Source organism: Photorhabdus namnaonensis (genome assembly GCF_001684335.1).
In the GTDB taxonomy this organism is placed as follows: Bacteria; Pseudomonadota; Gammaproteobacteria; order Enterobacterales; family Enterobacteriaceae; genus Photorhabdus; species Photorhabdus namnaonensis.
Window position 1 is genome coordinate 407,925 of sequence record NZ_LOIC01000072.1, and the last position, 22,572, is coordinate 430,496.

General features: G+C 40.7%; 24 protein-coding genes, 1 pseudogene and 1 other annotated feature. Of the genes and pseudogenes, 17 read left to right on the top strand and 8 right to left on the bottom strand.

From position 1 onward, the window contains the following. Positions 1–52: 52 nt before the first annotated feature. From rlmC to Phpb_RS26910, 4 genes and pseudogenes are all read right to left on the bottom strand, one after another. Complete coding sequence (gene rlmC / locus Phpb_RS14210; RefSeq protein WP_065390894.1) at positions 53–1,186, bottom strand: 23S rRNA (uracil(747)-C(5))-methyltransferase RlmC; 1,134 nt, start codon at positions 1,184–1,186, stop codon at positions 53–55. A gap of 24 nt (positions 1,187–1,210) precedes the next feature. Continuing rightward, positions 1,211–1,723, bottom strand: a complete 513-nt coding sequence (locus tag Phpb_RS14215) for a type III secretion system chaperone family protein (protein ID WP_065390895.1) — start codon at positions 1,721–1,723, stop codon at positions 1,211–1,213. 91 nt (positions 1,724–1,814) lie between these two features. Further along, positions 1,815–1,937 (bottom strand): annotated as a pseudogene (locus Phpb_RS27675) (YbjC family protein); the annotation flags it as partial. A gap of 36 nt (positions 1,938–1,973) precedes the next feature. Beyond that, complete coding sequence (locus Phpb_RS26910; protein WP_240492554.1) at positions 1,974–2,330, bottom strand: YbjC family protein; 357 nt, start codon at positions 2,328–2,330, stop codon at positions 1,974–1,976. Between the two features lie 102 nt (positions 2,331–2,432). Here Phpb_RS26910 and Phpb_RS14225 point away from each other — a divergent pair, with 102 nt between their 5' ends. From Phpb_RS14225 to Phpb_RS14235, 3 genes are all read left to right on the top strand, one after another. After that, entirely contained in the window at positions 2,433–2,744 is a 312-nt protein-coding gene (locus Phpb_RS14225) for a GrxA family glutaredoxin (RefSeq protein WP_065390896.1), read from the top strand. 483 nt (positions 2,745–3,227) lie between these two features. Further along, on the top strand, positions 3,228–3,836 hold the full coding sequence (ybjG, locus tag Phpb_RS14230) for an undecaprenyl-diphosphate phosphatase (protein WP_065390928.1): 609 nt from the start codon (positions 3,228–3,230) through the stop codon (positions 3,834–3,836). Between the two features lie 907 nt (positions 3,837–4,743). After that, positions 4,744–6,042 (top strand): HAAAP family serine/threonine permease, encoded by a 1,299-nt coding sequence (locus tag Phpb_RS14235; protein WP_065390897.1) that lies wholly within the window; start codon positions 4,744–4,746, stop codon positions 6,040–6,042. Positions 6,043–6,118: 76 nt separating this feature from the next. Here the strand turns inward: Phpb_RS14235 and Phpb_RS14240 are convergent, their stop codons facing one another. Continuing rightward, positions 6,119–6,943, bottom strand: a complete 825-nt coding sequence (locus Phpb_RS14240; RefSeq protein ID WP_065390898.1) for a hypothetical protein — start codon at positions 6,941–6,943, stop codon at positions 6,119–6,121. 891 nt (positions 6,944–7,834) lie between these two features. On the opposite strand from Phpb_RS14240, the gene Phpb_RS14245 reads away from it, so the two are divergent. From Phpb_RS14245 to Phpb_RS14255, 3 genes are all read left to right on the top strand, one after another. Beyond that, positions 7,835–8,149 carry a Cro/Cl family transcriptional regulator gene (locus Phpb_RS14245; RefSeq protein ID WP_065390899.1) on the top strand — a complete coding sequence of 105 codons (315 nt, stop codon included), beginning with the start codon at positions 7,835–7,837 and terminating at the stop codon, positions 8,147–8,149. 1,016 nt (positions 8,150–9,165) lie between these two features. Next, positions 9,166–9,504: a hypothetical protein gene (locus Phpb_RS14250; RefSeq protein ID WP_046395500.1), complete on the top strand. Its 339-nt coding sequence runs from the start codon at positions 9,166–9,168 to the stop codon at positions 9,502–9,504. A gap of 559 nt (positions 9,505–10,063) precedes the next feature. Then, entirely contained in the window at positions 10,064–10,918 is an 855-nt protein-coding gene (locus Phpb_RS14255) for a hypothetical protein (protein WP_065390900.1), read from the top strand. A gap of 92 nt (positions 10,919–11,010) precedes the next feature. Here Phpb_RS14255 and Phpb_RS14260 read toward each other — a convergent pair whose 3' ends face one another. After that, positions 11,011–12,195: a serine hydrolase gene (locus tag Phpb_RS14260; RefSeq protein ID WP_065390929.1), complete on the bottom strand. Its 1,185-nt coding sequence runs from the start codon at positions 12,193–12,195 to the stop codon at positions 11,011–11,013. Positions 12,196–12,397: 202 nt separating this feature from the next. On the opposite strand from Phpb_RS14260, the gene Phpb_RS14265 reads away from it, so the two are divergent. After that, entirely contained in the window at positions 12,398–13,018 is a 621-nt protein-coding gene (locus Phpb_RS14265) for a glutathione S-transferase family protein (RefSeq protein ID WP_065390901.1), read from the top strand. Between the two features lie 6 nt (positions 13,019–13,024). Here Phpb_RS14265 and Phpb_RS14270 read toward each other — a convergent pair whose 3' ends face one another. Next, on the bottom strand, positions 13,025–13,852 hold the full coding sequence (locus Phpb_RS14270; protein WP_065390902.1) for an SDR family oxidoreductase: 828 nt from the start codon (positions 13,850–13,852) through the stop codon (positions 13,025–13,027). Positions 13,853–14,136: 284 nt separating this feature from the next. Here Phpb_RS14270 and hisL point away from each other — a divergent pair, with 284 nt between their 5' ends. From hisL to Phpb_RS14315, 10 genes are all read left to right on the top strand, one after another. Then, positions 14,137–14,184, top strand: coding sequence for a his operon leader peptide (gene hisL / locus Phpb_RS24955; protein WP_109396654.1), 48 nt, complete (start codon positions 14,137–14,139; stop codon positions 14,182–14,184). Next, positions 14,160–14,282, top strand: a sequence feature (His leader region). It overlaps the preceding gene by 25 nt. Positions 14,283–14,310: 28 nt before the next feature. Next, on the top strand, positions 14,311–15,210 hold the full coding sequence (hisG, locus tag Phpb_RS14275; RefSeq protein WP_065390903.1) for an ATP phosphoribosyltransferase: 900 nt from the start codon (positions 14,311–14,313) through the stop codon (positions 15,208–15,210). A gap of 6 nt (positions 15,211–15,216) precedes the next feature. Further along, complete coding sequence (gene hisD / locus Phpb_RS14280; protein WP_065390904.1) at positions 15,217–16,533, top strand: histidinol dehydrogenase; 1,317 nt, start codon at positions 15,217–15,219, stop codon at positions 16,531–16,533. 2 nt (positions 16,534–16,535) lie between these two features. Next, positions 16,536–17,639 carry a histidinol-phosphate transaminase gene (gene hisC, locus Phpb_RS14285; protein ID WP_065390905.1) on the top strand — a complete coding sequence of 368 codons (1,104 nt, stop codon included), beginning with the start codon at positions 16,536–16,538 and terminating at the stop codon, positions 17,637–17,639. Beyond that, a complete protein-coding gene (gene hisB, locus Phpb_RS14290) occupies positions 17,639–18,706 on the top strand; it encodes a bifunctional histidinol-phosphatase/imidazoleglycerol-phosphate dehydratase HisB (RefSeq protein WP_065390906.1) in 1,068 nt (355 codons plus the stop codon). Before hisC ends, hisB begins: the two co-directional genes overlap by 1 nt. Then, positions 18,706–19,311 carry an imidazole glycerol phosphate synthase subunit HisH gene (gene hisH / locus Phpb_RS14295; protein WP_065390907.1) on the top strand — a complete coding sequence of 202 codons (606 nt, stop codon included), beginning with the start codon at positions 18,706–18,708 and terminating at the stop codon, positions 19,309–19,311. Before hisB ends, hisH begins: the two co-directional genes overlap by 1 nt. A gap of 5 nt (positions 19,312–19,316) precedes the next feature. After that, positions 19,317–20,054: a 1-(5-phosphoribosyl)-5-[(5-phosphoribosylamino)methylideneamino]imidazole-4-carboxamide isomerase gene (hisA, locus tag Phpb_RS14300; RefSeq protein WP_065390908.1), complete on the top strand. Its 738-nt coding sequence runs from the start codon at positions 19,317–19,319 to the stop codon at positions 20,052–20,054. Then, on the top strand, positions 20,036–20,812 hold the full coding sequence (gene hisF, locus Phpb_RS14305; protein WP_065390909.1) for an imidazole glycerol phosphate synthase subunit HisF: 777 nt from the start codon (positions 20,036–20,038) through the stop codon (positions 20,810–20,812). Before hisA ends, hisF begins: the two co-directional genes overlap by 19 nt. Continuing rightward, the gene (hisIE, locus tag Phpb_RS14310) at positions 20,806–21,411 is read left to right on the top strand and encodes a bifunctional phosphoribosyl-AMP cyclohydrolase/phosphoribosyl-ATP diphosphatase HisIE (protein ID WP_065390910.1); all 606 of its coding nucleotides are present in this window, start codon (positions 20,806–20,808) and stop codon (positions 21,409–21,411) included. The genes hisF and hisIE overlap by 7 nt, the downstream gene beginning before the upstream one ends. A gap of 674 nt (positions 21,412–22,085) precedes the next feature. Further along, the gene (locus Phpb_RS14315; RefSeq protein ID WP_065390911.1) at positions 22,086–22,319 is read left to right on the top strand and encodes a hypothetical protein; all 234 of its coding nucleotides are present in this window, start codon (positions 22,086–22,088) and stop codon (positions 22,317–22,319) included. Positions 22,320–22,341: 22 nt separating this feature from the next. Here Phpb_RS14315 and Phpb_RS14320 read toward each other — a convergent pair. Continuing rightward, positions 22,342–22,572: zinc ribbon domain-containing protein (locus Phpb_RS14320; RefSeq protein ID WP_165603297.1), on the bottom strand; the 231-nt coding region annotated here is incomplete at its 5' end.

Below are 22,572 nucleotides of genomic sequence, written 5' to 3' on the forward strand. Positions count from 1 at the left end.
CGGGATGGGCGGTTCTTATAGAACCCCCATTCCCCACATATTCTTTCGTTATTTAATCGTAACTTAACCTCAATAACGTTAAAACTTCATAATGCTCGGTATGGGGAAACATATCAAACAACTGTGTCTTTTCTACACGATAGTTGGCTAGTGCCGCAATATCTTTCGCCATTGTCTGAGCGTTACAGCTTGAATAAAGAATATAATCCGGCGCCATTTTACTAAGATAATCGCACAACGCTTTACCAATTCCCCGACGAGGTGGGTTTACCAAAACCAATTGCGGAATTTGCTCTTTCGCCACGGCGAAATTTGTCGAATCCAAAGCTTGAAACTCAATATTTTCCAAACCCAGTATTTTTGCCGAATCACGGGCACAATCAATGGCTTCGGGGCTAATTTCGATTCCGGTTAAACAGGTGTTTTTATCTGCGCAATGCAGACCAAAACCCCCAACACCACAGAATAGATCCCACATGCTACTGATTTTCAATTCACGAACCCAACGCCCTGCTGTTGCATACAATTCAGAAGCCATTTTCGGGTTAGTCTGGAAAAAGCTATGGGGACGGATGTAAAGAGGAATGCCATTGAACTGTTCCTTAAGCGCTTTTTGCTCAGTAAATAGGATCTCTTTTTCTCCCTCTAAGATCGCCATATGGATCGGCTGAATATTAGCAGAGATTACCGTAAGCTGCGGCAATTGCTCACGCAACCGAGGTAAGGCACGCTCCAATTGAGCAATCTTCGTTTCAGAACGCAGTACAAAACGCAACATCACTTCACCGCTATAACGGCTTTCTGTCAGCAACAAATATTTCAGTTCACCCCGCTTACGAACAACGTTATACGGCGTCAACCCGGCATAAGCAATGAACGATTTAACAACATCGAATACAGGCTGAAAATGCGCTGGATAGAGGGGACAATTACACAGATCAACCGCCGTGCCATCACGATGCAACATACCTAGTAATGGGCGTTCTACACTGCCGCTGACGACCATTTTAGCTTTATTACGAAAGGCGCCTGGTTGGCTGGCGATTGGAGGTAACCATTGATTCACAAAGGTTTGAGATAATAACTGTTTTAGATTCTGCTGTTTATCTTCTAACTGCTGAGAATAGGGTTTTTCAAGCCACTGACAAGAGTGACAATGCCCCGCAGAATAATGCGTACATTGCATTGTAGGATGACCATGTTGGAAATATTAGTGCAAAGTAAAAGTCGGCGCCTTAGCAGAAACTTGTGCTTCTTCTTCCTCTTCAATGTCTCCCTCAATTTCGATATCACGATTAATATACAGCAAGTTATTACTGTGAATTTCAAAAATCACACCTGCAATCTGCTCTTCGCTTTGTTGCAAGAAATGAGAAAACTGAGAAAAAGTCAGCCCGGCTGAAATAAGGAAAGATTGACACACCACCAATTTCGGTAAATTTTCATCCTGAATATCAAGAAAAGCCTTGATTGTCAGGGAACTGGCATTAATCTGGCTTAGATTAGCCATCAGAGGAATAATGGCGGTTGGTTTAACTTCAGCCAATGCAGAAAACAAGATTACATTGTCTAACAAATCAATTTTAGCATCAAATAAACCATCAATATTCTGCATATGAGGTAGATGCAGCGCTTGGCATGAATCGCACTCAAAGTAGGAAATTTTGAGCTGATCCAACCACTCACGCAATACCGATAAGTCAGGAATGACAAGTGAACTCATCTAACAACCCCATACAACGGAAAATGAAAAAGCGCTATAGCTTACGAAATAATTCTTTATCGCGCTATCACCAATAACTGATAAATTATTTTTATCTACCGTTATCACTACCTTCTGCCTTATTTTTACTCTCTTTTTTATGATCAATTCCCAGAAAAGAGAGACCACACACTGCACGCCAAATGATATTAACCGCGGCAGGAACCAAACAACCCATTACCCGTTATCTTTCAAGTTGCCTCTTTGTTGGCTACACTCGCTCACCCCAGTCACATAGTTTGCTATGCTCCCGGGGATTCACTCTCTTGCCGTCGCGATGCACCTTGAAATCCATAGGGTATATGCCGGTGAAAATCATAACAACATGTGCTTCCGGCGTCATTAGTAAATCTGTTAAGACAACAATATCATTAATAGTCAAATATGCTAGGAGCAAGCCGCTAATGCCGACAATTTCTAGCAGGATAACCTGTTTTGGCATATCTGCCAATGAACTCATACTGCCTTGATGACTTTTCATCACACCCTCTTTAATAACCTGACGCTGCATTATACTACCGGAAACTCTGTTACCAAAATTGGTATGCTGAATTAAAACAAAAGGCAATTTCTGCTTTTTTTTACAGATCTATGCAGGCATAGTAGCGCTCAAATAAGCATGAACAACACATCAAACCGCATTATTTTAATATAACCAAGAGGAGTTTATATGTTTACTGTGATTTTCGGTCGTCCTGGCTGCCCATACTGTGTCCGCGCGAAAGAACTGGCGGAACGACTGAAAGAACAATGTGATGACTTTAACTTCCGTTATGTTGATATTCACGCAGAAGGTATTACTAAAGCCGATCTGGAAAAAACGGTTGGTAAACCCGTAGAAACTGTGCCACAGATTTTCGTTGACGAGCAACATATTGGTGGCTGCACAGACTTCGAAGCATACGTGAAAGAACACCAACTGCTCAATAATCGAACTTCCCTTTCTACTTTAGTTGCGGTAAAAACCGCCGTTGATCATTAGCCACAGGGACTCGGTTGATTTGTGCAAAAAATGTTATTTTCATCAAATTGAAAAAAAATCTGATTTTTTTTCTTATCACGAAGAACTTTCTTGCCAAGTCGTAGTCTGAGTTAATGCCACTGCTTTTCTTTGATATCCCAATATTGAGGAACCCGATAGTCATCCATTTTGGTTTAAGGCTATCGGGTTTTTTTATCGTTTAAAAAATATACGGCCATAAACACATAACCGATTCTACCGGTGATCAAACTATCAACCACTTATACTATCACTTCGGTAACCCAAAGGTTATCGTCATATATATCAATGAATTGCTTAGTTTTTATCATGACTAGCTCCAGATGTTTCCTTAACGTAAATATAAACCAAACATAAATAACACCAACAATTAAGACAATTACGCTTTACTCACAAGTCGGCCAACTTTACTCTCTTGCGTCCGACTATCGTGATGTACATAAGTGACTATATGTGAGGCCCGATTTGTTAGAACAAATAAATCATGATCTGTTTATTTTTTTCAATGCTACACCTGAATCATCACCAGCCATGATTGCGATGGCGGTGTTCATTGCAAAATATCTGGTTCTTATCTTCCCTCTAACATTAGTTAGTTTTTGGTTCTGGGGTTCAGAGCGTACTCTCCCTTATCATCGGGTCGTCGTCAGTAAAACCACCATTGCATTCTGTTTTGCCATGCTGATCTCATTCTGTATCGGTTTACTCTGCCCTCACGACCGCCCTTTCGCAGAAGGTTTTGGTTACAACTTTCTTCCTCACGCGCCAACAACCTCATTCCCAAGCCATCATGGAACATTCGTCTTCACATTCGCTTTATCTTTTTTATTCTGGTATAGGGTTTGGCCGGGCTTATGTATGATGGCTATCGCACTGGCTATCGCATGGTCCAGAGTCTATTTAGGCGTTCATTGGCCGATGGATATGGTCGGAGCATTTATCGTCAGCCTAATGGGATGCACTTTTGCGCAAATAATATGGAGCCTGTCTGGCGAAAATTTACAAAAAAGATTGAACAGCCTGTACCAACGTTGCTGCGCTTTTCCTATCCGCAAAGGCTGGATAAAAAGCTAGTAACATAAATACAATTTAGTGACTCGAGATAAATAAACCCTATTTCAATCAAGGTCTTTTTATTAGAAATTATTGGTTACATTTTACATTCCAAAATGAACATGAGTTAACCAGCAGAGGAATATTCTGTATCCTATTTAACATTTATTTGCGCTTAAATTCAGCGCAACGATTTTCATATAAATCAATAAATCTGTATAAATCACTATGTAAATAGATATATAACGAAGGAGATTATTAAAACTTGATCAAAGGATAGTGAGTACCTCTTTCATGCATATTATTGATGCCACTAATCCATTATCCTGGTTTTATATATATCTTTCACAAAGATACAAACATGACATCAGAGATAGCTATTTTTTAAATTCGGTAACAAATTGATATTTATCAATTTATTAACCATCCCCTCTATTTGCCATTTTTATTCATTAATATGTAAACAAATGGATGGGGAATAACAAAAACATAAGATAATAATGAGAGTTGAGTAATAGGAAAATTGAGGTTATAATTTGACCTCATTAAAATTCGCAATATTTAGGCAACAATTACACTAAATCTCGCAACATGATGACTTTTCGGGATATATTCCGCATTTGAGACTATGATCACGGTACTATTCACTAAAAATCGCTATCTTGCCGCTATCAAAAGTCTGGTCTTAAAATTTCTAGACTTTCTTTCAAAAAAGAAAGTAAAGCGAAAATTTTGGCTTGTTAATTTAAAGTCCAATTTTCGACCAAGATGTTAATGTGGTAATAAGAACGTTTAAATAAACACCAAAGATATTTAAAAATTTTATTTTTATAAAGAAAGAGTTAGGCCACATGTATTTGCATTTATTGCATACTTGCGGCATTGTAATTTCGTTTTTTAATTTACCGCGTTATTCTCGGAGATAACTATGGATATGACTCAAACAGGTACAATCGCATCGCAGGCGACCAGCCCAAGCGATTATAAAACCTGGCGTAAATCAGATACAGTATGGATGCTTGGCTTATACGGTACCGCGATTGGCGCCGGTGTATTATTTTTACCCATCAACGCGGGTATCGGTGGTCTGCTACCTCTTCTGGTGATGGCGCTACTAGCTTTTCCAATGACTTTCTTCGCCCATCGCGGGATGTGCCGTTTCGTTCTATCAGGTAAAAATCCTGGTGAAGATATTACCGAAGTCGTAGAAGAGCACTTTGGCAGCCTGGCAGGCAAACTTATCACCCTGCTCTACTTCTTCGCAATCTACCCGATTCTGTTGGTTTACAGCGTTGCTATTACCAACACCGTAGACAGCTTTATTGTTCACCAATTACATCTGCCATCACCTCCTCGTGCCCTGCTGGCTCTGATCCTGATTATCGGTATAATGGCCATCGTCCGTTTCGGCGAACAGGCTATTGTTAAGGCAATGAGTGTGCTGGTATTCCCATTTGTCGCCGTTTTGATGCTGCTGGCGTTCTATCTGATCCCTCACTGGAACACCGCAATCTTTGAAAACATCACCGTCTCTGCATCAAGTGCAAGTCATGGGCTGCTTATTACGCTATGGCTGGCGATCCCGGTAATGGTATTCTCCTTCAACCACTCGCCAATTATCTCGGCGTTTGCCGTGGCAAAACGTGAAGAATATGGTGTAAACGCTGAAAAAAAATGCTCCCGCATCCTGGCATACGCCCATATCATGATGGTTGTCACCGTGATGTTCTTCGTATTTAGCTGCGTATTGAGCCTGTCTCCAGAAAATCTGGCAGAAGCCAAAGCACAAAATATTTCTATCCTCTCTTATCTGGCTAACCACTTTAATACGCCAGTGATTGCCTACATTGCTCCGTTTATTGCATTCATAGCCATTACCAAATCTTTCCTTGGTCATTATCTGGGAGCGCGTGAAGGCTTTAATGGTATGGTTATTAAGACATTGCGTGACCAAGGCAAAACTATTGAGCCTAAAAAGCTGAATCGTATCACGTCCACTTTCATGTTGGTCACAACTTGGATTGTCGCGACTCTGAACCCAAGTATTTTGGAAATGATCGAAAGATTGGGTGGCCCTGTTATCGCAATGTTGCTGTTCATTATGCCAATGTATGCAATCCGCAAAGTTCCTGCAATGCGCAAATATGGCGGCAAGCTAAGTAACCTATTTGTTATCTTTATGGGATTAGTTGCTATCTCTGCGGTCCTCTATTCACTGTTTGCATAGATAAACACGACTTGGTTGCTGTTCTCTTTAAACGAACAGCAACCAAATAATGATATGAGCTAACCGACGGAAAAATTTAAGCTTCCCTCCACTTCACCCAATCCCCTTGCTGTTCATCATATTGCCACAAATCGTCCTCGTTAAAATATCCACGTTCATCTATTGGCACCCCGTGCTCTTCTTCTTCGTCCCATTGTTGCCGCAACTTATCTGTCAGGATATAAGGCGTCTTGGTCGCAATCTCCCCGGTAAAAGGAAACCTATTGCCTGTCTCTTCAAGACGGATAAACCTAGCATCGGTAGGAATATTAGAGATCACTATTGCCTTGGTTGTTGAAGGAAAGAGAATATAGCCGTTAATCAACGGGAAATATCGTGGCAAACCCGGTTTATACGGTGGTGGAATGATATCAACGGCGTTCCACATAAGATGATAATCTAACCCCTCATCGTTATTAGGCCCCATTGGATAACCTTGGTAAAAATAACGATTATGAACGGAATAATTACCCGTCAATACATATGCAATATAAAAATAGTAACTAATCAGATCGACTTCTTCTGTTCTGAACGTACCGAATATTGAATGTAAAGGAAATGTTCCCATACCGCCAAGGAGACCAAGAACTTCATACTGTTCATCATGACCATATTGATCAATATATTTCCCAGTCCTGATTTTCGACACCTGTATATCGGTCAAAATATTATCTCGTCCATTACTTGGGTTGAATCTATATCGACCATAAAGAAAGTGCAAACTATCTTCATAAATGTAAGTAAATTGCTCCTGATTAAGCATGCGGAGAAGATTAGGCTTATCCGTCCATCGCTTGTCAGCACTTAAATTATTGCGATTTCCGAAACGGATAGAAAGCGCTAACGGATCAAGATATGACATATAATCACCTTTTCATCATAGAACAATGAGCCTATACGCCCATTAGAAAACGATAATTATTTTTCCAACAACAGTTCAACACTATATTGTCATGTCAGTTTATCACTGCCTCCCCATAATTATCTTAAATGTATTACTGCTAAAGCACTAAATACCTGTATTAACTTTCTATCCAAAATAAGCAATCTACATCTATATTCAATAGAATAATGAATTCTAATTATTTTATTTCTAATAACATTCTTCTATTGACAAATAGAAAATTACCCCAAAACAATTTAGCCTTAATATTGAAATAGTTATTTGCATGGCTATTTTATTTACTATTTAGTTTTTTAAAGAATAGACCAATACTTCATAAAGAAAAGTTTTTTTTATAAAAAACACACACAATATCTCATTTACATTAATATTTATATAAATTTCAAACAAATAAATTAACCATATTTATTTACAACAATCAAAAATATAATTTAAATTTTTAATTACCAAACTAATCATTCAAAACAAATAAATTACCAATAAAATTTTAATTTAATCTAATTATATGAAACATAAAAAATCCCAATTATTTTATATTTCTCCCGTTGACAATTTACTTTCTATTTTTAGCAATATAACTCTATTTATCAATTAATTACATTATTTTTTCAAATTTATTTGACAACCTATAAATGGCACCTATAGTTATATGTGTTAGAGAAAATGTTATATGCCAATTAAAAATGTTAACTGTCCTATATTTTTAGTGCGAAAAAAATTTCTTATGTAGATTGCTTTTATAGTAGAAGTACCAACCACCTTATATTTCTCAAACAAACGGTTTTCCGTTAATTATTCAGAGACAATATAAGTCATTTATTAATTAATTTATATTTTGGAGTTTATATTATGATTAACGACATGCATCCTTCTTTGATTAAAGATAAAGATATGGTAGATGACGTAATGTTACGTTGCTGTAAAATCATTGCAATGAAAGTTATGCCAGACAAAGTTATGCAAGTCATGGTGACTGTATTAATGCTTGATGGCACATCTGAAGAAATGCTTTTAAAATGGAATCTGCTAGATAATAGAGGCATGGCGATTTATAAAGTCCTGATGGAAGCACTTTGTGGGAAGAAAGATGTGAAAATAGGAACCGTAGGAAAAGTTGGTCCTCTCGGTTGCGATTATATTAATTGCGTAGAAATCTCTATGTAAAATAATCGCCTGTGAAATGCTTGAGCCAAATAATATATTCCTAATAGAAATTCAATCTGATTGAGGCGATTTAATTAATCGCAACATACAGTACGATTGTGATAGGAGTTTGGCACAACATTTCTCTGGTATAATGAAGCTGATTCTTATAACAGCACATTCTACCCTATTTAAGGCAGAGCGTAATATTAATGCTCTGCCTGCCTAGTTGTATTTAATATAAAAACAAAATCTCACAAAAATAACATAAAACAAATTCTCAACAAATCAAAAGTAATTAACCTAGATATCTATTTAACACAGACAATATCAATATATTATTATCAAAATTTAATTTCGTTAGAAAACATTTCTTATAAAAACCACTTTTAGGATAGAACACAACCCCCACTCAATCTTTAAAAAACAAGGCATAGCAATATCCCATTATTGTACAATGTGAATAATTAACAGCATATGTAATTACATCAATAACATTCTCAATATATAATTATTAATAAAACATCATACACTCAGGCACTACTAACATTAAAATAGGTCCAAATTAATTAATTTCAAACATTTCAGTTATATATATCTATGCGAAATATTATAGGATAATAATAATTTCATAATGTTTTATCTGAATATTAGCTAGAAAACGGAAATTTAAACTATTCACTACATACTGGCTGTTCGTTTCAATGCCTACAGCTTATTTATTACCCACACTTTATTAATAAGAACATCCTGCATAAATAATCCCTACTAGAACAGATTGTTAATTTCAACGACACGAAATAAATATCAATATTATTTTTTGATTAGAGTGATACCTTTGATTATTATAACCATTTAGAGGAAATATATTATTGGCAACATTTTAACAGCATTAATAATTATATAACACAGATAAACTTTTAGTATAGATTACAATTACCAATTATCTTATATTTCTTCGGCGGACAAATTACTGTTCTGCACATTTTAGTAAAAAATTCTATTGTTCAATTATATTAAATTAAAAGGTTAACACGATGAACTATGCAAATCCTTCTTCTAATGAAGCGGTAACAGAAAATAAACCTGAAAACACTTCTCCAACTCCTAATTACTATTTCGCTGTTGGTACAGTAACTTCAGTTCAGGCTGCACCTGATCAAAACCAATTGCAAGTGACTGTAACTATGCAATTCCCTAACGGCAAATTTAACTATCTGTTATGGTGGAATGCGCAGGACTACAGAGGTGCTGCACTGTATCATCTTCTTCTGAACGCTTGTAGTAATAACAAACGTGTAAATATAACTTCTTCATCAGCGGTTTCTCCTGGTGGTTACAATTATATCTACAACGCAACACTGTTGGCTTCTTAATATAAAGTCATAAATTGCTAAATAGCTGCGCCTAACTCCCTATTGCTACAATAGAAATTGAGTGTAGTATTTCTCTGGTAGAACAAAGTTGATGTTGAGTAAAATCTAACAGTATTTTCTACCAGAGATTCCCTTCTCCAGGCAGAACCTTAATCACAAGATTCTGCCTGTTCTCGCAATACCGTTTTAAATTCACGATAATTAATAAATAATATTTTATTTCAATAATGCCATTTCGGTGTCATTAATCTATATTCAATGAATTTAAAAATCATTTCAAATAGACAATAATAGACCTAAAATTAACCCTAATAAATTTATTGATCATATATTTAACACACCCAATAACAACATATTAAAACAATTATATTAAATCTATTTCTGAACATGGATATTTTCATTTTTTACAAATTAATTTCCTGTCTAATATTACCTATAAAATAATAAAAACCCAATTAAAACCCATTTTCTTGACAAATATCAATAATGCTTACTACTATTTTTAATGCTTGAATATCTATTTTTCTCTCACTCATTTCTCTTCATAATAGGTGATAAAATGTCAGAAGAAAGCCAACGTATTAAAAAGCCATCCTCAGGTTATGCAACAGATTATTTCTACGATGGAGCATGGCATAGAGCCGTCAAATTTGTTGAGGGCAGTGTTGAATTTTTTGATGTTTATGATGTTATCTTTGAGGGGATTACTTACCAGTCTCCACCGATCTTAGTTTCTGAGAATCTCATTGTTGTTCCCATAGCAAAAGATGAAGTCGCCTGGAACAGTAAAATAGAAATATACGGTGCTATTGGCACTGGAGAAAGTGAAAAGATTTTTTCTGACGGTGATGCTGTCCGACCTTTTGCTGGTGAACTTGATGTTTCAAATCATCAGGAGCCTCTCGTTATTTTCGGCGGAGGCAATGTTAGTCGTTTTCCCAACTACACAGCCAGTGTCAATGGGGTTGAATATGGTGGTTTGATTATAGATCCAGAAAAGAATTCAATATCCTTATTGCGCCCCATTGAAGATGGAAAACTGATGGTATTTGGTAAAACTGAAACGGGTAAAAATGTCATTGTCTTTGAAATAGAAACTGAAGGTGAAAATAAACCGCTTAATGGATGGGTAGAGTTTCATGACGTAGCAACCTGTATTCTATTCAGAAGTGGCGATTTAACAGGATTCGCTAATAGCTATGAACTCCGATATGAAGGAACATCAACCCGCAATTATCGAGGTTTATCACCTACGCATATTCGCTACGAAAATATTGGCCATCATGTTAGAACTGAAGTTGAATTATGGGCTTACTGGCAAGATAAACCTGATGGTGTCTTGTTATTCAAAGGCCGGTACAACGGCTCTGCTGTAAAAAACAACAAACGTTGCTCTCTGGATGAAAAAAAATAAGTGTAAAACGTGCGCGGCAAAATGCCGCGCCCTAAGCAAGGCAGAATATAACTCCACCCAACCTGCCGCATAAACCACACATTGACTTCAAATCAACCAAAAATCGCCTTAAACCAACCACTCACTTTCATCACAATCAAATCCCAAATGCGACTAAAAAAGCCACCTTCCTCCACCGCCTCTTTAACTACCAAAGGACGTTGTTCAATCACCTTATCCCCTAATTGGAAATTAATCACACCGACAACCTGATTTTTCATCAAAGGCGCTGTCAATGGCGTCTGATCTAACGTGTAACTGGCTTTCAAATTTTTTAGCTGCCCACGAGGAATGGTGATTGCCACATCTTTTTCCACGCCAAGAGCAACATCTGAACGATCTCCATACCAAACCTTTTCTGAAACAAACGGTTCGTTAGCTTTAATGGGCGTCACTGTTTCATAAAAACGGAGTCCCCATGCAAGTAATTTTTCACTTTCGGCGAAACGAACCCGATCACCTGGCGCACCTAGCACAACAGAAATCAGCCGCATAGGTCCTTCTGTCGCTGAAGCAACCAGGTTATAACCCGCGCCGCTGGTATATCCTGTTTTCACACCATCAACATTCATATTCTTATTCGATAACAATCGGTTACGGTTAGGCTGTTGGATTTTATTAAAGGTGAATGTTTTCTCTTTATGCAAGGCATACTCATCAGGAACATCACGGATCATGGCCTGACTCAATATCGCCATATCACGCGCAGTACTGAATTGGCCCTCAGCATCCAATCCATGAACCGTGCGAAAATGGGTGTTAGTCAACCCAAGTGCTTTTGCATAATTATTCATCAGACTAACAAATACATCCTGACTACCCGCCACATAATCAGCTAAAGCAATGCTGGCATCATTGCCAGACTGAATAACAACGCCACGATTCAAATCGATTACTTTTACCCTATCACCGGGTTTAAGAAACATGAGAGAAGAACCTTTCAATATGGGATTACCCGTCGCCCAAGCATCCTTTCCCACAGTAACGATATCTTCCGGCGTGATTTTTCCCGCTTTTATCGCCTGACCGACAACATAACTGGTCATAATTTTTGTCAGACTGGCTGGATCGAGCCGCTCATCGGGATTACCCGCCGCCAAAATTTTACCGCTGTTATAATCCATTAACACATAAGCTCTAGCGTCCACTGGTGGAACGACAGGTTCATCCGATGCATAAACACTGGCACCTACCATTGATGCTACTGTCAGCACCGCAATAACACATTTCATCGTCATCGCCAGACTTTTCTTCATTATTGTTCCCCTCTACTTAATAAGAAAAAATGTCAAATTCTTATTAATATAAAATGTTGTACGACAATAAACCAACATAAACAGTGTAAAGATTGTGCTGATCACTGGTTTTCATTTAATCTAATAAAGCGTTATTGGTAGTAAACAACAGACTTTATTATTATCCCAATTCAAGGAGAAGCCCATGCTGACCATTTGGGGCCGTAAAAACTCTTCCAATGTAAAAAAAGTGCTCTGGTGTCTGAAAGAACTCGATGTGCCGTATAATCAGGTAGATATTGGTGGTAAATTTGGCAAACTGGACGACCCGCAATATCTGAAAATGAATCCGAATGGGCAAATCCCCTGTTTGCAAGAAGATAATTTTGTCCTGTGGGAATCTAATGCAATCGTTCGTTATCTTGCAGCGAAATTTGGTAAAGATATGCTTTATCCGCAAGATCTACAGGAAAGGGCAAATGCAGATAAATGGATGGATTGGGTTGGTTCACATCTGTTTCCTCATATCAAACAACTCGTGATAGGTTTCGTTCGTACACCGGAAGCAGAGCGGGATCAAAAACAAATAGAACAAACTCTGACTGAAATCGAAAAACTGATGAAAGTGCTCGATAACACCCTGGCAGAACAGAAATATCTTTCTGGCGATAAATTTGGTATGGCTGATATTGCATTAGGACCCATGATTTATCCTTGGCTTAACATCCCAATCAAACGTCCATCTCTGCCAAATATTGAACGCTGGTATCAATTAATGGCAGAAAGACCAGCGTTCAAAGAAATTGTCATGATTGAATTAAGTTGAGAAAAATCAGCTCATTGGCATCCATTTAGGATCGGGATATTGATACTTAAATCCTAACTCCTGGCAAATACGGCTGCCATCAACAATTCTGCTACGCACCTGAGTTTCTTCTCTAGAAAACTCAGGTGGAACTAAATCAAGCTGATTACTGGCCTTAGGATAAAATTCAGCTTTGGTTGGGTGAACAGGCGCACATAAATTATAAACATACCCACCATCACTCCTCTGAACTAATAAGTTAATGGCTGAAATCACATCATCCTGATGAACTAAATTGACCGGCTGATTCCCCCCTTTAACTGCCTTTTTGCCCGCCAGAAAACGCCCGGCATGACGACCATTGCCTACTAAACCAGCTAAACGCAAAATATCAACGGAAATATTTGGCAGTTTGTGTAACCAATTCTCTAATTCAACCAATGCTTGAGCGGAAGATGTTTCAGGGCAAAAAGGCGAATCTTCATTGAGATTACCCGCAACAAAGCCATAAACAGAAGTAGAACTGGTGAAAATAATCCTTGGCACAGAGTATGAGAGAGCCGTATCAACAATTAACTGAACTGCCTTAACATAGTTATAACTGCCCCCCGCAGTGTGACTTGCCGGTAAAGTGATGATCATCACATCGGCTACCATCAGTTGCTCTAAATCATCAAGAGCACAATTGATCTGAGGTTCCAGTTGTAACAAATAACATTCGATACCAGACATACGTGCTGCCTCTACACCATCTGGCGTCGTTTTACTGCCAACAACTTGCATACCACTGCGACTCAATGCCTTGGCTAATGGCATCCCCAACCACCCCAGACCGATAATGGAAACTTTTTTCATCACCACTCCTTATATGCCTGATATTATTTTGATTATGCAAATAATTCGAACATTAAGCCACTGTTATTATTGGTCCTGTATCTCTCTCATAGAAAACAATATTTCGAATAAAAACAAAACATTATTACAATATAAATTGATTGTTAAAAAAATAGATTGCTTTTAGGTCGTCAAATCGTATAGGTTGAATGGCGAGCAAAAAATTTAACCTCTGCTGGTCAATGAATAAAAACAGCCGGCAGCAAACAGTCGCCAATAGCAATAATAAATAAAGAGAAACCATTATGATCCGCATTCAATTTAACCATTACCACCATCATCATCCTGATTAGTCTTTCAGGCGGTTGTGTGCCGGAAGACGTTTAGCGGGTCTTCCGGTGGCATGAATGCGATGAAAACCCTCGGAAGAATCCTTCCGAGGGTTTTTTTTATGTTTACGATTTTAAGTGGGGATAAAAATGTTAGATAAATCACGTTTACGTATCGCAATGCAGAAATCAGGCCGATTAAGCGAAGATTCACGAAAATTACTGGCTCGCTGTGGTATTAAAATCAATCTGCAACAACAGCGCCTAATTGCATTCGCAGAGAATATGCCAATTGATATCTTGCGAGTACGTGATGACGATATTCCAGGGCTGGTTATGGACGGCGTTGTCGATCTGGGTATTATCGGTGAAAACGTGCTGGAAGAAGAGCTATTAAACCGCCGCGCTCAAGGAGAAGATCCACGTTATTTCACTTTACGCCGCCTTGATTTCGGCACCTGCCGCCTTTCATTGGCCGCGCCTCTAGACTACAACTATACCGGCGTCGAGTGTTTACAAAATGCCCGTATCGCAACCTCTTACCCTCACCTGCTAAAACGTTATCTCGATCAGAAAAAAATCCACTTTAAATCCTGTCTGCTAAATGGCTCAGTTGAAGTTGCCCCGCGCGCCGGGTTAGCAGACGCTATCTGCGATCTGGTTTCAACTGGCGCGACACTGGAAGCGAATGGCCTGCGGGAAGTAGAAATCATCTACCGTTCCAAAGCCTGCCTTATTCAACGTGATGGTGAAATGCCTGCCGATAAACAGCAATTGATTGAGAAACTGTTGACCCGCATTCAAGGGGTGATTCAGGCCCGTGAATCCAAATACATCATGTTGCACGCACCAAGTGCAAAACTGGAAGAAGTAATTGCCCTGCTACCAGGGGTAGAACGACCAACGATTCTACCGCTGGCGGGGGATCAGAACCGCGTTGCCATGCACATGGTAAGCAGTGAAACACTATTTTGGGAAACGATGGAGAAACTTAAATCCCTTGGCGCCAGCTCCATTTTAGTATTGCCAATTGAAAAGATGATGGAGTAAACGAAAATGACTAGCCGTTTCGATACTCTGATCCATTGGCAGGAATGCCATGATGAACAGCAAAGCGCTTTACTGACACGCCCTGCTATTTCAGCTTCCGAAAAAATCTCCCGTACAGTGGAGCAAATTCTGAATGCGGTAAAAGAGTACGGCGATCACACTCTGCGTGAATTCAGCCGCTGTTTCGACAAAATAGTTATTGAAAATATCCGTATTTCGCCGGAAGAGATCGCCGCCGCGGAAAACAGCCTGAATGACGACATTAAACAGGCAATGCAACAGGCAATGAATAATATCCGCGTCTTCCACGAAGCACAGAAACCGATAAAGGTCAAAGTAGAAACCCAACCCGGGGTCTATTGTCAACAAGTCACACGGCCTATTGATTCTGTCGGGCTCTATATTCCCGGCGGTTCCGCGCCATTACTTTCTACCGTTTTGATGCTCGGAACACCTGCTCAAATAGCGGGTTGCCATAAAGTTGTACTTTGTTCACCACCCCCAATCGCCAATGAAATTCTCTATGCGGCCACACTGTGTGGGATTACGGAAATATTCCAGGTTGGTGGCGCTCAAGCCATTGCCGCTATGGCATTTGGAACAGAATCCGTACCCAAAGTAGATAAGATTTTTGGTCCAGGTAACGCTTATGTTACCGAAGCCAAAAAACAAGTTAGTCAGCGTGTAGATGGCGCAGCTATTGATATGCCTGCTGGCCCATCGGAATTGCTTATTATCGCCGATGCGGGAGCAAACTCCGTCTTTGTGGCTGCCGATTTACTCTCACAAGCAGAACATGGCCCTGACTCACAAGTGATATTGGCTACACCTGATGAAACATTAGCCAGAAAAGTGATAGCGGAAATCGAAAAACAGCTTATTCTACTTCCTCGCAACCAGATTGCCGCCAAAGCATTAACACACAGCCGGATTATTGTGACAAAAAGCCTGCGACAGTGCGTAGAAATCAGTAACCGCTATGGCCCAGAACACCTGATTATCCAAACCCGTCAACCAGAACAACTGGTTGAAAAAATCACTAACGCCGGTTCCATTTTCCTCGGTGACTGGTCGCCGGAATCTGCGGGAGATTATGCATCAGGAACCAATCACGTACTACCAACTTATGGCTACACCTCAACCTATTCCAGCCTTGGTCTGGCAGATTTCCTAAAACGTATGACGATCCAGCAACTGACGCCGCAAGGGCTACTGAACCTATCTCAGACCATTGAAACACTGGCGCAAGCAGAACAACTGACCGCCCATAAAAATGCCGTCGCTTTACGTGTGGCTGCGCTAAATATTGCAGATAAGGAGTGAACATGAATAACATTTTTGATGCCAATCTGTTGGCACGAGAAAATATCCGCAAATTAACACCTTATATGTCTGCTCGCCGCCTTGGCGGCAATGGCGATGTTTGGTTGAATGCCAATGAATATCCACTAGCCCCTGATTTTCAATGCACGGAGCAAACATTAAACCGTTATCCTAACTGCCAGCCAGCCTCGGTTATCCGTCGTTATGCCGCCTATGCCGGCTTACAACCGGAGCAAGTACTAGCCTGTCGGGGTGCTGATGAAGCCATTGAACTTCTCATCCGCGTATTTTGTGAACCCGGACAAGACGCGGTTCTGTTCTGCCCTCCAACTTATGGTATGTACAGTGTCAGCGCTGAAACTTTTGGTGTCGAACAAAAGAAAATTGCCACACTGGAAAATTGGCAACTGGATATCGACGCGATCGAAAATAACCTCGACCGGGTAAAATTAATCTATATCTGTAGCCCTAATAACCCAACAGGAAACTCAATTAATCCTGATTCATTGCGTAAAATTCTGGAACTGACCGCCAATCGTGCAATTGTCACTATCGATGAAGCATATATTGAATTTTGCCCGGAAAATAATATCGCAAGCTGGCTAAAAAACTATCCAAATTTAGTCATTTTGCGAACCCTCTCGAAAGCTTTTGCTTTAGCCGGTCTGCGCTGTGGATTTACTCTCGCGTCTGTGGATATCATCACTCTGTTGTTAAAAGTGATTGCGCCTTACCCGCTTTCTACTCCCGTTGCGGATATCGCAGCGCAGGCACTGACAGCAAAAGGCATCGCCATTATGCAAAAACGCGTCATTGAGACCAGGAAGAACCGCGATTATTTGCAACAAGCCTTGAATAAATTGGCTATTGTTGAAAAAGTATTTCCCAGTGAAACCAACTATATATTGGTGAAATTCTATGACGCAGAAACTGTTTTCAAAACATTATGGTATCAGGGCATTATCCTGCGCGATCAGCGCAAACAACCCGGTTTAGAAGGTTGTCTGCGGATCACCATCGGCAACCGTAAAGAGTGTGAGCAAGTGGTTGAAGCCATCAGCAACCTTTCCACTATAAATGAACAACCAAAGGAGATAACAAACTGATGAACCAGAAACTCCTTTTTATTGATCGGGATGGTACGCTGATCACTGAGCCGCCAACAGATTTTCAAGTTGATCGTCTGGATAAACTGGCACTGGAAACCGGGGTTATTCCCGCGCTGCTTACCCTGCAAAAATCAGGGTTCAGGCTGATTATGATCACCAATCAGGATGGTCTTGGCACAGACAGTTTCCCATTAGAACAGTTTGAACCGCCACATAACCTGATGATGCAGATTTTCAGTTCTCAAGGCATCCATTTTGATGAAGTTTTAATCTGCCCTCACAAACCAGAAGAGCATTGTCATTGCCGTAAGCCAGAAATCAAACTCGTGGAAAAATATCTGGCAGAAGGCTTGATGGATACCGCTAACAGCTATGTAATCGGCGATCGAGAAACCGATCTGCGACTGGCAAAAAATATGGGCATTCAGGGATTACGCTATCATCCGAAAAACCTTGGCTGGTCCACCATCAGTGAACAACTAACCCGTCAAGATCGTTACGCTCACATTCAACGTGTCACTAAAGAGACATCCATCAACATTGACGTTTGGCTTGATCGTGAAAGCGGCAGCGATATCAATACCGGCGTCGGGTTCTTTGACCATATGTTAGATCAGATTGCCACCCACGGTGGTTTCCGCATGCATGTTCAGGTTAACGGCGATCTCTGTATTGATGATCACCATACCGTTGAGGATACCGGTCTGGCATTGGGAGAAGCATTGAAGCTGGCTTTAGGAGATAAACGAGGCATCTGCCGCTTTGGTTTTGTGTTGCCAATGGATGAATGCCTTGCCCGCTGTGCTCTCGATATTTCCGGTCGCCCTCATCTGGAATATAAAGCTGAATTCAAACACCAACGAGTGGGTGATCTGAGTACTGAAATGATTGAACACTTCTTTCGTTCACTCTCTTATGCAATGGCCTGTACACTGCATCTGAAAACGAAAGGCAGCAATGATCATCACAGAGCAGAAAGCCTGTTTAAAGCCTTTGGCCGAACACTACGTCAGGCGATTCGGGTAGAAGGCGATACATTGCCTAGTTCCAAAGGGGTTCTGTGATGAAAGTCGTCATTATCGATACTGGCTGCGCCAACTTGTCATCGGTATTTTATGCCATCCGAAAACTAGGCTATCAACCTCAAATCAGCCAGGAAGCAGCGACGATCCTGGCAGCAGATAAATTACTTTTGCCTGGCGTCGGCACTGCCAACGCCGCAATGGATCAATTGAAACAACGGGAACTTATACCGTTAATTAAAGTACTCAGCCAACCTGTGTTAGGTATTTGCCTTGGCATGCAGCTCTTCGCTGCCACCAGCGAAGAAAGCGACAATGTTACAGGTGATAATATCACTCTACTCGAAATTATTGATTCCCCCGTCCAAAAAATGGCTACTCATGGGCTTCCATTGCCACACATGGGCTGGAATCAAGTTCTGCCAAAAGCCGGACTCCCGCTATTCCGTGGTATTGAAAACAATGCCTATTTCTATTTTGTCCATAGCTACGCGATCCCGCTGAATACCTACACCATCGCACAAACTGAATATGGCAATACTTTCAGCAGTGCAATCGCCAAAGATAACTTCTTTGGCGTGCAGTTTCACCCTGAACGTTCCGGTGCTGCCGGAGCCAGACTATTAAAGAATTTTCTGGAGATGTAAGCACAATGATCATACCCGCATTAGATTTGATTGACGGCAAAGTGGTACGGTTACATCAGGGAGATTATGCTCAGCAACGGGATTATAAACACGATCCTCTGTCCCACTTTCAGCAATATGAACAACTGGGAGCAAAACGACTCCATCTGGTCGATCTGGCTGGCGCTAAAGATCCATCCGCCCGCCAGCTCCCTTTACTACGCAAATTACTTGCTGCGGTTTCTATACCTGTTCAAGTTGGCGGCGGCATCCGTACAGAAGAAGATGTGAAAACATTGCTTGATGCAGGCGCCAACCGGATCGTAATTGGCTCTATCGCCATAAAACAACCGGCGCTAGTTACCCAATGGTTTAAACGTTATGGTGCGGAAAATATTGTGCTGGCGCTGGATGTCCGTATCAATGATACAGGCATGAAACAAGTTGCCATCAATGGCTGGCGAGAGAATTCCTCTGTCACACTGGAGCAGGTTATTGAGCAATATCTGCCCTTCGGGTTGAAATATGTACTGTGTACGGACATCTCCCGCGATGGCACGCTAAATGGTTCAAATGTCGAATTATATCGGGCAATTTGCCAATACTATCCACAAATCGCGTTTCAAGCTTCGGGTGGCATAGGCACATTAAATGACATCGCTTCTCTGCCTGCCAGTGGTGTGGCGGGGGTTATTATTGGTCGTGCGTTACTTGATGAGAAATTTACCCTGACGGAGGCAATTCAATGCTGGCAAAACGCATAATTCCTTGTCTTGATGTTCGTGATGGACAAGTGGTTAAAGGTGTTCAATTTCGCAATCACGAAACTATCGGCGATATTGTGCCACTCGCTCAACGTTATGTGGAGGAAGGGGCAGATGAACTGGTTTTCTACGATATCACCGCCTCATCTGATGGACGGGTAGTCGACAAAAGTTGGGTCGCCAAAGTTGCGGAAGTGATCGATATTCCTTTTTGCGTTGCCGGTGGAATTAAAACCGTCGAAGACGCAGGGCAAATCCTCTCATTTGGGGCGGATAAAATCTCTATCAACTCCCCTGCCCTGGCTGATCCTACCTTAATTACCCGTTTAGCAGACCGTTATGGCGTTCAATGCATCGTCGTAGGGATTGATACCTGGTTTGATGAAAGTACTGGCCGCTATCAGGTTTATCAGTTTACCGGTGACGAAAAACGCACAAAGGCCACTCAATGGCAAACCCTCGATTGGGTAAAAGAAGCGCAACGCCGTGGTGCGGGTGAAATCGTACTCAATATGATGAATCAGGATGGTGTCCGCAATGGCTACGATCTGACTCAACTAAAACAAGTACGCGACGTTTGCCATGTCCCTCTCATTGCCTCTGGCGGCGCAGGCGCGCCAGAACATTTTCTTGATGCCTTTAAACAGGCAAATGTCGATGGCGCACTAGCGGCGTCTGTATTCCATAAACACATTATCAACATTGGTGAATTAAAACAGTACCTTTCACAACAAGACGTGGAGATAAGAACTTGCTGACCGCACAACAAATCGAAAAACTAGATTGGGAAAAAGTCGCCTATATGATGCCGGTTATTGTGCAACATGCTATATCCGGCGATGTCCTAATGATGGGCTATATGAATAAAGAAGCCCTGAATATCACTATCAATTCAGGCAAAATTACTTTCTTTTCCCGTAGTAAACAACGTTTGTGGACCAAAGGTGAAAGTTCCGGCCACTTTCTTAATTTGGTCAATATCTATCCTGATTGTGACAATGATACCCTGTTGGCACTCGCAGACCCAATCGGCCCTACCTGCCACTTTGGTACACACAGTTGCTTTGCTCCGGCACAAACTGAATGGGGATTTCTCTATCAGCTTGAAAAATTGCTGGCAAGTCGCAAAACAGCCGACCCTGACCACTCATACACCGCAAAATTATATGCCAGCGGTACGAAACGAATCGCTCAGAAAGTGGGTGAAGAAGGAGTAGAAACTGCTTTAGCAGCGGTAGCTAATAACAGAGAAGAGCTAACAAATGAAGCAGCCGACCTGATGTATCACCTGATAGTTTTATTACAAGATCAAAATTTAGATCTTAGTTGCGTCATTCGCCGACTACGGGAAAGATGAGCCAGAGGCCAGGTTAATTTCAGGTTTTTATCCCGTCAATACAATTTATTTTCCACTAACACCAGCTTCACCATTGAAAAACAACTTCATCCCAAAATAGCCGATTTGCGAATCGGCTGTTACTTTCAGACACAGCCCATTAATAGGCTTGTGGGGAGACAATTAATTCCGCATTAAATAAAAAAATAGGTATTTGGCCGAATGGTTTTTTAAAATTTATATGATTTCATTTAAATACAACCTTCTCAGTAAGAAAAGGTTTCATTCAAATAGGATTTGAGTTACTAACCTGAATTCTGGATAAATTATTGAACTAAGTACCTGTTTTATGATCAAAAGTTTCACCGCCAAAAACCGATCTTATTTAAAAAATAGATTTGTATGGTATTGGTGCGAAATGGCACGAGAATCACATCGAAAGTGGTGTATATGCGGATTACCACCTGCATGATGGAAATACAAATACCTTTAATGATAAAAAATAAACCTACTCTGTTAATTTAGATAAACGTTTTGCAATTTCCCAGTACAATAATCTGCTTTTGTTCGTCGAAGTACTATATTAAAGATAAAACCATTCAGATCAATCGTAATGAACTTTACATTTATTACAGCAAAGAATTAGATGCGATTAACCGGCTAAAATATTAACTCAATATCAAGAGATAAATAAGATGAATAATAAGTATAAATTAATTTTTTTGGCGATTGGCAGTGCTCTATTGACCGGATGTGCCATTCAATCCAGTCATGATAAAGCGGATACTGTCGATGTTCGTGTCCTGGCGATGAATGACTTTCATGGCGCACTGAAAGCACCGGGGCCCAACAAGCCAGGTGGCATTGAACAGATGTCCACGCTAATCAAGAAATTGAAGAAAGAACAACGTGACTGCTCCCCGCCGTAAAAACGGCGAGGCTTCCCACTTCTCAGGCCGCCACCGTCTTTATGACGGATTTACGCTGGCCTCCGTGGGCAGAGACGACGAGTCCCGCCGCCTGTAATTCTGTTATGCCCTTGCGCTCGATGTTGAGCGCCGCATTGATATCGCGGTCATGTTCGACTCGACAGAAAGGACATGGCCAGCTCCGCTTATGCAGCGGCAGTTCTGGCATTTTGTAACCGCAACAGTGACAGGTTTTCGAACTGGCGAACCACTG

Excerpts from the sequence above, each read along its gene's own strand:
- rlmC (WP_065390894.1), bottom strand. The coding sequence starts at position 1,186 with ATGCAATGTACGCATTATTCTGCGGGGCATTGTCACTCTTGTCAGTGG.
- Phpb_RS14215 (WP_065390895.1), bottom strand. The coding sequence starts at position 1,723 with ATGAGTTCACTTGTCATTCCTGACTTATCGGTATTGCGTGAGTGGTTG.
- Phpb_RS14225 (WP_065390896.1), top strand. The coding sequence starts at position 2,433 with ATGTTTACTGTGATTTTCGGTCGTCCTGGCTGCCCATACTGTGTCCGC.
- Phpb_RS14235 (WP_065390897.1), top strand. The coding sequence starts at position 4,744 with ATGGATATGACTCAAACAGGTACAATCGCATCGCAGGCGACCAGCCCA.
- Phpb_RS14240 (WP_065390898.1), bottom strand. The coding sequence starts at position 6,943 with ATGTCATATCTTGATCCGTTAGCGCTTTCTATCCGTTTCGGAAATCGC.
- Phpb_RS14245 (WP_065390899.1), top strand. The coding sequence starts at position 7,835 with ATGATTAACGACATGCATCCTTCTTTGATTAAAGATAAAGATATGGTA.
- Phpb_RS14250 (WP_046395500.1), top strand. The coding sequence starts at position 9,166 with ATGAACTATGCAAATCCTTCTTCTAATGAAGCGGTAACAGAAAATAAA.
- Phpb_RS14255 (WP_065390900.1), top strand. The coding sequence starts at position 10,064 with ATGTCAGAAGAAAGCCAACGTATTAAAAAGCCATCCTCAGGTTATGCA.
- Phpb_RS14260 (WP_065390929.1), bottom strand. The coding sequence starts at position 12,195 with ATGACGATGAAATGTGTTATTGCGGTGCTGACAGTAGCATCAATGGTA.
- Phpb_RS14265 (WP_065390901.1), top strand. The coding sequence starts at position 12,398 with ATGCTGACCATTTGGGGCCGTAAAAACTCTTCCAATGTAAAAAAAGTG.
- Phpb_RS14270 (WP_065390902.1), bottom strand. The coding sequence starts at position 13,852 with ATGAAAAAAGTTTCCATTATCGGTCTGGGGTGGTTGGGGATGCCATTA.
- hisG (WP_065390903.1), top strand. The coding sequence starts at position 14,311 with ATGTTAGATAAATCACGTTTACGTATCGCAATGCAGAAATCAGGCCGA.
- hisD (WP_065390904.1), top strand. The coding sequence starts at position 15,217 with ATGACTAGCCGTTTCGATACTCTGATCCATTGGCAGGAATGCCATGAT.
- hisC (WP_065390905.1), top strand. The coding sequence starts at position 16,536 with ATGAATAACATTTTTGATGCCAATCTGTTGGCACGAGAAAATATCCGC.
- hisB (WP_065390906.1), top strand. The coding sequence starts at position 17,639 with ATGAACCAGAAACTCCTTTTTATTGATCGGGATGGTACGCTGATCACT.
- hisH (WP_065390907.1), top strand. The coding sequence starts at position 18,706 with ATGAAAGTCGTCATTATCGATACTGGCTGCGCCAACTTGTCATCGGTA.
- hisA (WP_065390908.1), top strand. The coding sequence starts at position 19,317 with ATGATCATACCCGCATTAGATTTGATTGACGGCAAAGTGGTACGGTTA.
- hisF (WP_065390909.1), top strand. The coding sequence starts at position 20,036 with ATGCTGGCAAAACGCATAATTCCTTGTCTTGATGTTCGTGATGGACAA.
- Phpb_RS14315 (WP_065390911.1), top strand. The coding sequence starts at position 22,086 with ATGAATAATAAGTATAAATTAATTTTTTTGGCGATTGGCAGTGCTCTA.